The organism is Roseivivax halotolerans, from assembly GCF_900115815.1.
Lineage (GTDB): Bacteria > Pseudomonadota > Alphaproteobacteria > Rhodobacterales > Rhodobacteraceae > Roseivivax > Roseivivax halotolerans.
In genome coordinates this window covers 154103-167840 of sequence record NZ_FOXV01000004.1, presented here as the reverse complement: position 1 = coordinate 167840, position 13738 = coordinate 154103, and the positions used below count along the sequence as shown (strand labels likewise).

General features: G+C 64.5%; 14 protein-coding genes. 12 read left to right on the top strand and 2 right to left on the bottom strand.

Annotation, left to right across the window (positions count from 1 at the left end; genetic code table 11):
• The first annotated feature begins 116 nt into the window (after positions 1-116).
• The 3 genes from BM171_RS07765 to BM171_RS07755 are packed head-to-tail and all read left to right on the top strand — an operon-like array spanning position 117 to position 2031.
• On the top strand, positions 117-938 hold the full coding sequence (locus tag BM171_RS07765) for a methyltransferase family protein (RefSeq protein WP_245760206.1): 822 nt from the start codon (positions 117-119) through the stop codon (positions 936-938).
• On the top strand, positions 935-1645 hold the full coding sequence (gene ubiG / locus BM171_RS07760) for a bifunctional 2-polyprenyl-6-hydroxyphenol methylase/3-demethylubiquinol 3-O-methyltransferase UbiG (RefSeq protein ID WP_093010305.1): 711 nt from the start codon (positions 935-937) through the stop codon (positions 1643-1645). The genes BM171_RS07765 and ubiG overlap by 4 nt, the downstream gene beginning before the upstream one ends.
• Positions 1642-2031: a DUF4149 domain-containing protein gene (locus BM171_RS07755; protein WP_093010303.1), complete on the top strand. Its 390-nt coding sequence runs from the start codon at positions 1642-1644 to the stop codon at positions 2029-2031. Before ubiG ends, BM171_RS07755 begins: the two co-directional genes overlap by 4 nt.
• Before the next feature lie 111 nt (positions 2032-2142).
• Here the strand turns inward: BM171_RS07755 and BM171_RS07750 are convergent, their stop codons facing one another.
• Complete coding sequence (locus BM171_RS07750) at positions 2143-3099, bottom strand: L-malyl-CoA/beta-methylmalyl-CoA lyase (protein ID WP_093010301.1); 957 nt, start codon at positions 3097-3099, stop codon at positions 2143-2145.
• 341 nt (positions 3100-3440) lie between these two features.
• Here BM171_RS07750 and dgcN point away from each other — a divergent pair, with 341 nt between their 5' ends.
• The 3 genes from dgcN to BM171_RS07735 all read left to right on the top strand — a co-directional run bounded on the left by dgcN (position 3441) and on the right by BM171_RS07735 (position 6435).
• Positions 3441-4442, top strand: coding sequence for an N-acetyltransferase DgcN (dgcN, locus tag BM171_RS07745; protein ID WP_093010299.1), 1002 nt, complete (start codon positions 3441-3443; stop codon positions 4440-4442).
• A 25-nt stretch (positions 4443-4467) separates the two neighbouring features.
• Positions 4468-5433, top strand: a complete 966-nt coding sequence (dgcA, locus tag BM171_RS07740; protein ID WP_093010297.1) for an N-acetyl-D-Glu racemase DgcA — start codon at positions 4468-4470, stop codon at positions 5431-5433.
• A gap of 138 nt (positions 5434-5571) precedes the next feature.
• Entirely contained in the window at positions 5572-6435 is an 864-nt protein-coding gene (locus tag BM171_RS07735) for a D-amino-acid transaminase (RefSeq protein WP_093010295.1), read from the top strand.
• Positions 6436-6439: 4 nt separating this feature from the next.
• Here the strand turns inward: BM171_RS07735 and BM171_RS18890 are convergent, their stop codons facing one another.
• Entirely contained in the window at positions 6440-6589 is a 150-nt protein-coding gene (locus BM171_RS18890) for a hypothetical protein (protein WP_175497515.1), read from the bottom strand.
• Between the two features lie 339 nt (positions 6590-6928).
• On the opposite strand from BM171_RS18890, the gene BM171_RS07725 reads away from it, so the two are divergent.
• The 6 genes from BM171_RS07725 (at position 6929) to BM171_RS19335 (ending at position 13689) form a co-directional block, all read left to right on the top strand.
• Positions 6929-7561, top strand: a complete 633-nt coding sequence (locus BM171_RS07725; RefSeq protein WP_093010291.1) for a glutathione S-transferase family protein — start codon at positions 6929-6931, stop codon at positions 7559-7561.
• A 110-nt stretch (positions 7562-7671) separates the two neighbouring features.
• On the top strand, positions 7672-7983 hold the full coding sequence (locus BM171_RS07720; protein WP_093010289.1) for an ETC complex I subunit: 312 nt from the start codon (positions 7672-7674) through the stop codon (positions 7981-7983).
• Positions 7984-8269: 286 nt separating this feature from the next.
• Positions 8270-9907 carry a peptide ABC transporter substrate-binding protein gene (locus tag BM171_RS07715; protein ID WP_093010287.1) on the top strand — a complete coding sequence of 546 codons (1638 nt, stop codon included), beginning with the start codon at positions 8270-8272 and terminating at the stop codon, positions 9905-9907.
• A gap of 81 nt (positions 9908-9988) precedes the next feature.
• On the top strand, positions 9989-10912 hold the full coding sequence (gene oppB, locus BM171_RS07710; RefSeq protein WP_093010285.1) for an oligopeptide ABC transporter permease OppB: 924 nt from the start codon (positions 9989-9991) through the stop codon (positions 10910-10912).
• A 10-nt stretch (positions 10913-10922) separates the two neighbouring features.
• A complete protein-coding gene (locus BM171_RS07705; protein ID WP_093010283.1) occupies positions 10923-11852 on the top strand; it encodes an ABC transporter permease subunit in 930 nt (309 codons plus the stop codon).
• A gap of 1 nt (position 11853) precedes the next feature.
• Positions 11854-13689 (top strand): ABC transporter ATP-binding protein, encoded by a 1836-nt coding sequence (locus tag BM171_RS19335; protein ID WP_093010281.1) that lies wholly within the window; start codon positions 11854-11856, stop codon positions 13687-13689.
• The last annotated feature ends 49 nt before the right edge of the window (positions 13690-13738 follow it).

The window sequence follows — 13738 nt, the reverse complement described above, 5'->3', positions numbered from 1 at the left end:
AAGATATAAGAAATGCGCGGGCCGGGGTAAAGGCCCTGCGCCCGATCCGCGCCGCCTCCCTGACATGTCCGAGAGCGCTGCTGGACCCGGCGAGCCGCTGGTTTACCTCGCGCGCCATGACCGACACACCGCGCCCTCCAGACCGCCCGATTGCGCGCCTCTTGCGCCTTGTGCTGGGCAATTTCGATGCCCCGCCCGGCAAGCGCCGCATCGCGCTGGCCCTGGCCTATGGCGCGCTCTGTCATTTTGTCTTCGCGGCAGCGGTCCTCTGGATGTTCTGGACGCTCTACAACGGTATGACGACCGGCTTCGGCGCGGTGCCCTGGCCCTGGGCGGCGCTGACGAACCTTGCCCTGCTGCTGCAATTTCCGGTTCTGCATTCGCTCCTGCTGAACGGCAAATTCGCCTCGTGGCCGGCGCGCGTGTTCCCCGAGCCTTATGGGCCAGTCCTTGCCTCGACGACATACACGATCTTTGCCTCGCTGCAGCTGCTGGCACTGTTCCTCCTCTGGACCCCGTCCGGCATCGTGTGGTGGCAAGCCGAGGGCGGCGCGAAGGTCGCGGTGACGCTGCTCAACCTCGCTGCATGGGGGTTTCTGATGAAATCGAACCTCGACGCCGGGGCGGAGCTGCAATCGGGTGCGCTCGGTTGGATGTCGCTGCTGCAAAAGCGCAAGCCCAACTATCCGGACATGCCCCAGACGGGCATCTTCCGCTTTATCCGCCAGCCGATCTATCTCGGCTTCGCGCTGACCCTCTGGACCGTGCCGACCTGGACGCCGGATCAGCTTGCGCTCGCGCTGGGCCTGACCGCCTATTGCGTCATCGCGCCGCGCCGGTTGAAGGAGCCGCGCTATCGCCGCCGCTTCGGCGCGCGCTATGAGACCTACCAGGAAAATACCGGCTACATGCTGCCGAAGCGGACGGGGACGCGATGAGCGAACAGAAGCGCAACAACCTGGCGATCTACGACGACGTCGCCGCCAAGTGGTGGTCCGACGAGATCCGGTGGGTCCGCACATTGAAGAACCTCGTGCCCGCGCGCATGCGATACTTCGACCGCTTCGCTTCATGGGACGGGGCCAAGGTTCTCGATCTTGGCTGCGCCGGGGGCTTCATGGCCGAGGCGCTGGCGCGCCGCGGCGCGCATGTCACGGGGCTCGATCCGGCGGAAGACGCGATTGCGGCGGCCCGCGCCCATGCAGACGAAGAAGGTCTCGCAATCACCTATGATATCGGCACGGGCGAGGGGATGTCTTACCCGGACGCGGCCTTCGACGCGGTGGTCTGTGTCGATGTCCTCGAGCACGTGGCCGATCTGCAAAAGACCCTGGACCAGGTCGTGCGCGTCCTGAAACCCGGCGGGCGATTCTTCTTCGACACGATCAACCGCAACCGGATCGCGCGGCTCGCCGCGATCACCATCGCCGAAGACGTGGTCCGCATCCTGCCCAAGGGCACGCATGATCCCGAGATGTTCATCAGGCCTGAAGATCTGCGCGCAGGCTTTGCCGCCGCCGGTTTGACCGATCTCGACATGACAGGCCTTGGCCCGCGCGGCATAAGCCTGCGCGGCGATCTGACCTTTGGCGCCCTCCCGTTGAAAACCGTTCAATATATGGGCGTCGCGGAGAAACCGGCATGACGGTGGCGGCGCTTCTTGCAACTGCGCTCCTTTTCGGCGGCAGCGTGCTCTACTCCTTCGGCTTCGCCGCGTTCCTCTTCAAGAACCTCGGGGCACAGGAAGCAGGCCGGCTCCTGCGCCTGGCTTTCCCGCACTTTTATGTCTTTGTCATCGCGATCGCGTCGATCGCCGCCGCGTTGCGCCTGCCCACGGACGGCCTCTCCGCGATCATCCTAGCCGCCATTGCGCTTTCGACGATTCCGGCGCGGCAGATCCTCATGCCCGCGATCAACCGCGCCTCCGATGCCGGTGACAAAGCCCGCTTCGGCCGGTTCCACGGGGTGTCGGTCGCGCTCGGCCTCGTTCAGATCGCTGCGATGGCATACGTTCTGACGCGCTTTCTCTAATCCTGTCTTTGGATTGGCGAAAATACCGCGGGAGCGCGAGGGCAGCGCCCTCGCCGCCGCGCCCGAGGCGCGGCGCGGGTCGCCTCGGGCCTTTGCCCGAGGCGAAACCCTTCAGAGACCGATCATTTCCGCCTGGCGCACGATCACCTCGGCCTGCTTGATCGACGCGATATCGACGAGCCGCCCTTTGTAGACCGTCGCGCCTTCGCCGCGCTTGGTGGCCTCTTCCATCGCCGTGAGGATCTCGCGCGCCTCGCTCACCGCGTCCTCCGACGGTGTGAAAACCTCGTTCGACAGCGCGACCTGCTTAGGATGGATCGCCCATTTGCCGACCATGCCGAGCGTCGCCGAGCGCCGCGCCTGCGCGCGGAAGCCCTCGTCGTCCGAGAAATCGCCGAACGGGCCATCGACCGGCAACACGCCATGCGTCCGGCAGGCCGCGACGATGGCCGCTTGCGCCCAGTGCCAGGGATCGGACCAGTACTGCTGACCCTCGCGGTGCATGTAATACCATTCCTGCGTGCCGCCGATCCCGGTTGTCGCCATGCCCATCGAGGCGGCGAAATCCGCAGCGCCGAGGCTCATCGCCTGAAGGCGTGGCGTCGCGGCGGCGATCTCCTCAACATGGGCAATGCCCGCAGCGCTCTCGATGATGACCTCGAAGCCGATCGCCTTCTTGCGCCCCTTGGCGCGCTCCACCGCCGTGACCAGCGCGTCGACCGCGTAGAGATCGCCGCCATTGCCGACTTTCGGGATCATGATCTGGTCGATCCGGTCGCTCGCCTGCTCGAGGATCTCCACGACATCGCGATACCAATAGGGCGTATCGAGCCCGTTGATCCGCACCGAGAGCGTTTTCTCGCCCCAGTCGATATCGCCGATAGCGGCAATGACGTTGGCCCGGGCGGTGTCCTTGTCGTCCGGCGCGACCGAATCCTCGAGATCGAGATTGATGACGTCGGCCTCCGAGGCCGCCATCTTCTCGAAGATCGCCGGGCGTGAGCCGGGCCCGAAAAGCTGGCATCGGTTGAGGCGGGCGGGCGGAGCGGGCTGGATACGGAAGGACATGTGGGTAATCTTCTTTCGTTTCGCGTTGCCTGAGGGATATTATGTTGCGTCGCAGCATTCAAGCGGCTTTTCCGCAGCGCGGCAGGACCGCCTCTTTTCCGGGCAGCTCTCCCGCGGGAGCGCAGACCGGCGTTCGCCGGATCTTGCCGCCCCGGCCGCCTCGTCTACCTTGCGACGCAATGACACGCACGGGGGCAAGACCGATCCCCGCGCAAAAATCGTCGCAGAGATGCCGGTCTTGCGGGACAGGATTCGCAGAACCGGCCCTGCGGCGCATGAAAAACGAACGCAATTCGCAACGGGCTCGCCGATACCGAACGGCAAGCCGACGGAGGACAGACATGATCGAGACGCCATATCTTCTTTTCCTGGGCGATGCGCCCGACCCTCTTGCCGCCAAGGTCGCGCAAGGGATCAAGGATTGGCGGCCCGACAATTGCGTGGGCCAGATGCGGCTCGAGGGCTGCAATGCCGATATGGGCCTTGAGGACATGACCCTCGCCGAAGCGAAAGCCGCCGGTGCCAAGACGCTGGTGATCGGCGTCGCCAACCGGGGCGGCGTGATCTCGGACAAGTGGAAGGCCGTTCTGATGGATGCGCTCGACGAGGGCTTCGACCTTGCCAGCGGCCTGCACAACCTTCTTCGCGACGAACAAGAGCTGGCCGCGAAGGCCGCCGAGACCGGCCGCACCTTGCACGATGTCCGCATCCCGACGGTCAAGTATCCGATCGCCGACGGCAAGAAGCGGACCGGCAAGCGCGTCCTTGCGGTCGGCACGGATTGCTCCATCGGCAAGATGTACACCGCTCTCGCTCTCGATGCCGAGATGAAGGAACGGGGCATGAAATCCTCGTTCCGCGCGACGGGCCAGACCGGCATCCTCATCACCGGCGAGGGCGTGCCGCTCGACGCGGTGATCGCCGATTTCATGGCCGGTGCCGTGGAGTGGCTGACGCCCGACAACGATCCCGACCATTGGGACGTGATCGAGGGGCAGGGCAGCCTCTTCCACATCTCCTATTCCGGGGTGACGCTGGCGCTCATTCACGGCGGCCAGCCCGACGCGCTGATCCTCTGTCACGAGCCGACGCGCACGCATATGCGCGGTCTGCCCGATTACGCGCTGCCGAGCCTCGAGGATCTGCGCGATCTCGCCCTGGCGCTCGCGCGGGTTGCGAACGAGAAGTGCGAGGTGGTCGGCATCTCGGTCAACACCAAGGCGCTCGGCGAGGATGAGGCGAAATCCTATCTCGCGAGTCTGGAAGAGCAGCTCGGCCTGCCCGCGGTCGATCCCTATCGCCACGGCGCAGGCAGGCTCGTCGACGCGCTGGCCACGATCTGAAGCAAGCCTTGAGCGGAGACGAAACATGACGATCACCGTCACCCGTGACCTGTTCAGGCTGGCCGAGGCCTTCACCATCAGCCGCGGCTCGCGCACCGAGGCGCAGGTCTTGACCGTTCGGATCACCCGCGACGGGGTGACAGGCTGGGGCGAATGCGTGCCGTATGCGCGCTACGACGAGACGCTGGACAGCGTGACCGCCGAGATCGAGGGGCTGCCGCAGGGCATCGACCGCACCGCCCTGCAAAAGGCGCTGCCCGCCGGTGCGGCGCGGAACGCTGTCGATTGCGCGCTCTGGGATCTTGAGGCGAAGGCGGCGGGTCGCCGCGTCTGGGAGCTTGCGGGCCTTGCTCGGCCTGGCCCCGAGATCACCGCCTATACGCTCTCGCTCGATACGCCCGACAAGATGGAAGCCTCGGCGCGGAAACACGCCCACAGACCGCTGCTCAAGATCAAGCTCGGCACCGAGGACGACATGGCCCGGCTCGAGGCCGTGCGGCGCGGCGCGCCCGAGGCGCGGATCATCGTCGATGCCAATGAAGGCTGGAGCACGGAGATCTATTCGGAGCTCGCGCCGCATCTTGCGCGCCTCGGCGTCGCGCTGGTGGAGCAACCCCTTCCGGCAGGCGATGACGAGGCGCTGGTCGGGCTCGACCGTCCGGTGCCGCTTTGCGCCGACGAGAGCTGCCATGATCGCGCGTCGCTGCCCGGACTGCGCGGCAAGTACGATGTGGTGAACATCAAGCTCGACAAGACCGGCGGCCTGACCGAGGCGCTGCTTCTGAAAGAGCAGGCGCTGGCCGAAGGCTATGACGTGATGACCGGCTGCATGGTCGGCTCGTCTCTCGCGATGGCCCCGGCGGTGCTCGTGGCGCAAGGCGCGGTGGTGACCGATCTCGATGGCCCGCTTCTCTTGGCCGAGGACCGGGATGTGCCGCTCGTATTCGACGAAGAGGGTGTGCATCCTCCGGCGGCGGCGCTGTGGGGGTGAGGGCAGACGTCAACCTGATCGAACAGCAAGACGTCTGGACGCCCGCACGCGAGCAGCCTGCCTGCGAAGTTTCGCACTCTTGACGCGCCGCCCCGCGCCCGTGAAAACCGAGATCCGAACCTTCAGGAGATCGATCCCATGACCCGCACCGTCTACGTCAACGGCGAGTACCTGCCTGAACACGAGGCCAAGGTGTCGATCTTCGACCGCGCCTTCCTGATGGCGGACGGCGTCTACGAGGTGACGAGCGTTCTGGACGGCAAGCTCATCGACTTCGACGGACATGCGAAACGGCTCCAACGCTCGCTCGACGAGCTCGACATGAAGAGCCCGGTGACGATGGACGAGCTGCTCGAGATCCACCGTGAACTCGTGCGTGTGAACGAAATCGACGAGGGTCTCGTCTACCTGCAGGTCACGCGCGGCGCGCCCGCCGACCGCGATTTCGTCTTTCCCGATCCCGAGACGACAGAGCCGACGCTGGTCCTTTTCACGCAGTCCAAGCCCGGCCTCGCCGACAGCCCGGCGGCAAAGCGCGGTATGAAGGTCATCTCCATCGAGGACCAGCGCTGGGGCCGCCGCGACATCAAGACGGTGCAGCTGCTCTATCCGTCGATGGGCAAGATGATGGCCAAGAAGGCCGGGGCGGACGACGCCTGGATGGTCGAGGACGGCTTCGTTACGGAAGGCACCTCGAACAACGCCTACATCATCAAGGGCAACACGATCATCACCCGTGCGCTCTCGAACGACATCCTGCACGGCATTACCCGCGCCGCGGTGCTGCGCTTCGCCCGCGAGGCGCAAATGCAGGTCGAGGAGCGAAATTACACGATCGACGAGGCGAAAGAGGCAGATGAGGCGTTCATCACGTCTGCCTCGACTTTCGTGATGCCGGTGATCGAGATCGACGGCACGCCCGTGGGCGAAGGCACGCCGGGTCCGCGCGCCGCCCGTCTGCGCGAGATCTATCTCGAGGAAAGCCGCAAGGCCGCGATCTGATACGTCAGTCGAAGTAGCTTGCCGCGATCTCGGCAAGCCGCTCGGCCGACAGGATCGGTGGAACGAGGGAGCGAAGCGCGACGTCGCCTCCGAGCACGTTCGCATGGCTGCCATGCGCATGGACGGGCTGGACGTGAGGCTTACGAGACAGCACCTCCGCTTCCACCGCGAAACACGGCCTGATGGGCGGTCAGCGGCGCACGGATCGTCGCGATACTGTCCCGTTCGGGATCGATTGTGACCATGAGCGGAACCGCCACGATGCCGCGCGCCGTCTTGCGCGAGAACGGGTGCTGCCGGCAGCGACAGACCTGCGGCAAAAAGTGACGTGAACTTCATGTGGGTGTCCCAGCGTTCCCTAGGGGAAGGTTGGGCCCGCCGCGGCGAAACGACGTTGACGATCTCGTGCAGGACGCCGGGCCAGCGGGGCCGGTCTCGCAGTGGAACCCGGCGTCTTCGGGTCTACCTGTCACCACGACGAAAAGGAGGCATCATGTCCAAGACCATCCTCTACGGCTTCAACGGGTCGACCTATGTGCGAACGACGCGAATTGTCATGCGGCGCAAGGGGGTCGAGTACGACCAGGTCCCTGTCGATGTGCTCGAAGGCGAGCCGAAACAACCCGAACATCTCGAGCGGCACCCTTTCGGCAAGGTGCCGGTGCTCGATATCGACGGGCACCGCATCCGCGAGACCGATGCGATAGTGCGCTACATCGAAGCGACCCGCGACGGACCCACGGCGATGCCCGAGGACGCCTGGGACCGCGCGCGTATGGACGAGATCATCTCGCTCATTCACGGTTACGGCTATGACGCGCTCGTCGGTGCGGCCTTCTATCACCTGATCCCCGGTTTCATCGGCGACCCGGACGAGGCGCAGCATCACGGGACGGTCGAGACGGCCAAGACCTTCATGCGCCTTGTCGGCGAGATCCGGGGCGATGATCCCTGGCTCGCAGGGAACAGCGTGAGCCTCGCCGACTACTATCTCGCGCCGCTTGTCTTCTATATCGGCCTGACGCCGCACCGGCACGAGTTCCTCGAAGCGGGCGGCTTGTCTGAGTGGTGGTCCAGCATCTCGGACGATCCCGATTTCGCCGCGACCGAGCCCGATATGGGCTGAGCCGCACAAAGGCCGCCGGTGCGCTGGACAAGGTGCCGCGCGGCCTTTGACATCGCTTGCATAGCGCCCCATTTTTACGGATAAGCCGATCTTGAAGACGGAGGTCACTCATGCGCGCACGCATCTATCAGCCCGCCAAGACGGCCATGTCCTCGGGCTGGGCGAAAACAAAGCATTGGGTTCTCGAGTTCGTGCCGGAAAGCCCGCGCACGGTCGATCCGCTCATGGGCTGGACCTCGTCGGATGACACGCAGGCGCAGGTTCGGATGACCTTCGAGACCAAGGAAGCCGCTGTGGAATATGCCCGCGATCACGGCATCGACGCACAGGTCTTCGAGCCGAAGCGGCGCAAGCATAACGTGCGCCCGCGTGGCTACGCGGAGAATTTCGCCTATCACCGCCGGTCGGCCTGGACGCACTGAGCGTTACCGACCGGACCCACAAACAGATGAGCCGCGTCGCGCAAAGCACTGACGCGGCTTTCTTTTATTTTTCGGTCGGCCGGGCGCCCCAGGATGTTTTCACAAGTCCGCCGTTGCGTTTGTCGCGCCTCACTCAGCAGTGATCCGCCGAAACATCGCTCGACGCGACGTAAAGATCTTCCTTAGGTTGCGGCCATTCTTGGTCTTGCTACGCTTTGTGCAGTTTCGGCCACGCGACCCTCCAGGTCCGACGCCGGAGAACCTTTTCCGATACAGGGAGAAAGATTTGACCCGCATCGCGCGATTGACCCTGACGGCATTGCTGTCGAGCACCGTTCTGACCGGTGCAGCCACCGCCGCCTTCGCCCAGGAGACGCATCCCGAAACCGGCGAGGAACTGGCGGAAGACCAGACCTTCACCTATCGCCTGCTTGACGATGTCAGCTCCCTCGATCCGCAGATCGTCGAGGACGTGGACGGCTCCGATGTCGTTCGCGACCTGTTCGAAGGTCTGATGAACCAGGACGCGCAGGGCAACCTCGTGCCGGGCGTGGCCACGGGCTACGAGGTCAGCGACGACAACCTTACCTATACCTTCACCCTCCGGGAAGATGCGCGCTGGTCGAATGGCGAGCCGGTCACCGCCGAGGATTTCGTCTACGCCTGGCGCCGCGCGGCCGATCCCGCGACCGCTTCGCCGTATCAGTGGTTCATGGAGCTGATGTCCATCGAGGGCGCGTCCGAGGTCATCTCCGGGGATGCCGAGCCCGACACGCTGGGCGTCCGCGCGATCGATCCGCAAACCTTCGAAGTCACTCTGACGACGCCGCTGCCGTATTTCGCGCAGATGACAACGCACTCGACCACCTTCCCGACGCCGCAATCGGTGATCGAGGAGCACGGCAATTCCTGGACCCAGCCCGAGAACATCGTCTCGAACGGTGCCTATGTTCTGACCGAGTATCGCCCCGGCGAGCGGATCGTGCGCGAGCGCAACGAGGAATACTGGAACAACGAGGAGACGATCCTCGACCGCACCGTCGGCCTCATCATCAACGACGAGAACGTGGCGCTGACACGCTACCTCGCAGGTGAGCTCGACCGGACGGAGATCCCCGCCGGCCAGTTCCAGCGGCTGAGCGAAGAATACCCCGAAGAGGCAACGAGCTTCCCGCGCCTGTGCAACTACTACTACACGTTCAACCTCAGCGATTCGGGCCCCGAGGCGTTTAAGGATCCGAATGTCCGCAAGGCGCTAGCGCTCGCGGTCGACCGCGAAATCATCGTGAACAACGTCAAGGGCGGGGGCTGGCCGCCGGCTTATACCTTCACGCCCGATGCGGTCGCGGGCTTCTCCCCGCCGACGACCGAAATGGCCGAGATGACCCAGGCCGAGCGTGACGAACGCGCCAAAGAGCTTCTGGCCGAGGCCGGCTACGGCGAGGACAACCCGCTCGAGTTCGACATGATCTACAACACCGACGAGGCGCACCAGAAGATCGCCGTCGTCATGAGCCAGATGTGGAAGCAGAAGCTCGGTGTCGAGACCAACCTGTCGAACATGGAGTGGAAGGTCTTCCTCGAGACACGCGGCCAGCAGGATTTCGATCTCGCGCGCGGCGCATGGTGCGGTGACTACAACGAGGCGTCGACCTTCCTCGACCTGCTCGACACCGATTCGGGCTACAATGACGGTAAGTACTCCAACCCCGACTACGACGCCCTTCTCGAAGAGGCGAAGACGGCCGAGGATACCACGCCGCTCTACACCGAGGCCGAGGAGATCATCGCCGAGGACATGCCGGTGATCCCGATCTACCATTATGCGGGCGTCTACATGCTCGACAGCGATGTCGGGAACTGGCCCACCGAGAACGTGGAGCAGAACTGGTACTCGCGTAACCTCTACAAGATCGCCGAGTAAGCACACCCGGTCCGAGCGCCGCCCTGCATTCTCCGACACGGGGGATCGGGCGGCGCTCTCGTTTTTCGCGGATTTCGTCACATGCTGCTTTATACCCTTCGCCGCCTCCTGGTCGCGATTCCGACGATCCTTTTGCTGGTGATCGCGGCCTTCTTCATGATGCATCTCGCGCCCGGCGGGCCCTTCACCTCCGAGCGGCCGCTGCCGCCCGAGGTGATGGCCAATATCCAGGCGCAATACGGTCTCGACCAGCCGCTGTGGAAACAGCTCTGGGACTACTTCTTCAACATCGTCGTCAACTTCGACTTCGGCCCCTCCTTCGTGCAGAAGGACCGCTCGGTGAATGACGTGATCGCGCAAGGCTTTCCGATCTCGCTGACCTACGGCGCACTGTCCTTCCTCGCGGCCACGGTGATTGGCGTGATCCTCGGCATCGCGGCGGCGACCCGGCACAACAGCTGGGTCGATTACTCTGCGGTCTCGCTCGGCATCGCGGCGCAAGCCCTGCCGAACTTCATCATGGGTCCGATCCTGATCCTCGTCTTCACGCTCTGGCTGGGCCTTCTGCCGGGCGGCGGCTGGAACGGCGGTCAGTGGGAATATCTCATCATGCCGGTCATTGCGCTGGCCACCTCCTATATCGGGTCGATCGCGCGGATCACGCGCTCCTCGATGCTCGAAGTGATGAACTCGAACTTCATCCGAACCGCGCGAGCCAAGGGGCTGCCGGACCGCACGATCATCTGGCGGCACGCGATGAAGCCGACGCTGTTGCCGGTCGTCTCCTACCTGGGGCCGGTCTTCGTCTACGTGCTGACAGGCTCGGTCTTCGTGGACCTCTACTTCTCCACCGGGGGTCTGGGGCAATCCTATGTCAGCTCGGCGCTGACGCGGGATTACGCGGTGCTTCTCGGCATCACGATCCTCTATGGCGCGCTGACCGTGATCGTGAACCTTCTCACCGACCTGGCCTATGCCTGGTTCGATCCGAAAATCCGGTACTGAGGGGCGGGCAATGTTTGGTAGATCTGAAAAAGCCGCTGCACTCTCGGCGGACATCACCGATTTCAAAGCGGTTCGCGGCCGGTCGCTCTTTCGCGATGCGATGGGGCGCTTCGTTCGCAACAAGGCGGCGATGGCGAGTGTCGTCATCCTGACGCTGATCGTGGCCTTCGTCATCTTCGGCCCGCTTTTCGCGGTCTGGGACAATGAAGAGATCGACTGGGCGAACATGGGCGATATCCGCCGCATGGGCGCACCGTCGCTCGAGAACGGGCATTATTTCGGCCTCGACGAGCTTGGCCGCGATCTATACTCGCGCACGATCCAGGCGACCCGCACATCGCTGCTCGTGGGTCTCATCGGGGCGACGATGGCCCTGATCGTCGGCACAGCCTGGGGCGTCATCGCGGGCTTTTACGGCGGACGGCTCGACAGCGTGATGATGCGCTTCGTCGACATCCTGCTCGCGATCCCGCTGACGCTTGTCCTCATCTTGATCCTCGTCGTGGCAGGACGCAGCTTCATCGCGCTTTTCCTCGCGCTCGGCGCCGTGTCGTGGCTGACGATGGCGCGGATCGTGCGCGGGCAGACGCTGACCCTGAAGACGCGCGAGTTCATCGAGGCCGCGCGGGCAGGGGGCGTCTCCGAACCTGCGATCATCTTCCGGCATATCCTGCCGAACCTCATCGGGGTGGTGATCGTCTACGCCTCGCTTCTCGTGCCCGAGATGATCCTTGCCGAAAGCTTCATCTCCTTCCTCGGCCTTGGCATCTCCGAGCCGATGACCTCGCTCGGTAAGCTCATCGCCGAAGGGGCCGGAACGATGGCCTATGGCACGCTTTGGCAGCTGATGTTCCCCTTGTTCTTCTACGTCACGATTATCATCACGATGTTCTTCATCGGTGATGGCCTTCGTGACGCGCTCGATCCGAAGGATCGCTGACATGACCGATGTGACACAGACCTCGACGGCAGGCAGCATCCTGTCGGTGAAAGACCTGAAGGTCGGATTCGAGACGCCAGACGGGACCGTCGAGGCGGTAAAGGGCGTCTCCTTCGACATCCGTGCGGGCGAATGCCTCGGCATCGTGGGCGAGTCGGGCTCCGGCAAGAGCCAGAGCTTCATGGCCGCGATGGGACTTCTGCCGCCGAACGGACGCGCGACGGGATCGGTGACGCTCCAGGGGCATGAGATCCTCGGCCAGCCGATCTCGCACCTCAACCGCGTGCGCGGGGCCGATGTCGGCATGATCTTCCAGGATCCGCTCACCGCGCTCACGCCGCACCTGAAGGTCGGCGACCAGATGGCCGAGGTTCTGAAGGTCCACAAGGGTCTGACCGGACGCGCGGCCCGGCGCCATTGCCTCGACTGGCTCGAGCGCGTGCGTATTCCCGAGGCGGAACGGCGTCTCGGGCAATATCCGCACGAATTGTCGGGCGGGATGCGCCAGCGGGTGATGATCGCGCAGGCCATGCTCTGCGAGCCGAAGCTTCTGATCGCCGACGAGCCGACGACCGCGCTCGACGTGACGGTGCAGGCCGAGGTGCTCGACCTCATGGACAATCTCAAGCGCGAGCTCGGCACGGCGATCGCGCTCATCACCCACGACATGGGCGTCGTGGCGCGGATGTGCGATCGCATCAAGGTCATGCGGTTCGGCGAATTCGTGGAGGACGGCTCGGTCGACGATGTGTTCTCGAACCCGCAGCACGCCTATACGCGCCGGTTGCTCGAGGCGATGCCGCGGATCGACAAGGGCGATGCCGGCGGCCAGGTCGCAGGCGAGGAGATCCTGCGCGTCGAGGATCTGAAAGTTCATTTCCCGGTCAGCGTGAAGGGTGGCCTCTTCGGGCGCACCGTGCCCCTGCGCGCGGTCAACGGCGTCAGCTTTGGCGTACGCGGCGGCGAGACGCTGGGCATTGTGGGCGAGTCGGGTTGCGGCAAGTCCACGCTCGCGCGCGCGGTCCTGCGGCTGATCGAGCCGTCCGATGGCAGCGTGAGCTGGCTCGGCAGCCCGCTCCACGCCTTCGACAAGTCCGCGCTGAAATCGGCGCGAAAGGATCTGCAGATCGTCTTCCAGGATCCGCTCGCGAGTCTCGATCCACGCATGACCATCGCCGACAGCATCGCCGAGCCGCTCAAGACCTTCCGCCCCGATCTCACGCGCCGCGAGCGCCATGACGAGGTTATCGCGATGATGGAGCGGGTCGGGCTCGAGCGCGAGAAGTTCAACCGCTATCCGCACGAGCTCTCGGGCGGGCAGAACCAGCGCGTCGGCATCGCGCGGGCGATGATCAACAAGCCCAAGCTCATCATTTGCGACGAGGCGGTTTCCGCGCTCGACGTGTCTATCCAGGCGCAGATCGTGACGCTGCTGAAGGAGCTGCAGGCCGAGTTCGGCATGTCGATGCTCTTCATCAGTCACGATCTGTCGGTGGTGCGCGAGATCTCCAACCGGATCATGGTGCTGTATCTCGGCCGGATCGTAGAGATGGGCGAAGCCGACACGATCTGCGCGCGGCCGGTCCATCCCTATACCCGCTCGCTGATCTCGGCGGTGCCGGTGCCCGATCCGCAGGTCGAACGCACGCGCCAGCGCATTCGCCTGCCGGGCGAATTGCCCTCGCCGCTCGACACCAAGGCGGCGTTGCGTTTCCTGCCTTCCAAGCTCGAGGCGGGTGAGACCGATTACGTGCCCGAACTGCGCGAGATCGCGCCAGGCCATTTCGTGGCAGAGCATGACGATCTCGAGGTCATCATGAAATCCGAGGCGGCCTGAGGCGCGACCGCACGACAGGACAAGAAAAAAGCCCGCCGATCTGGCGGGC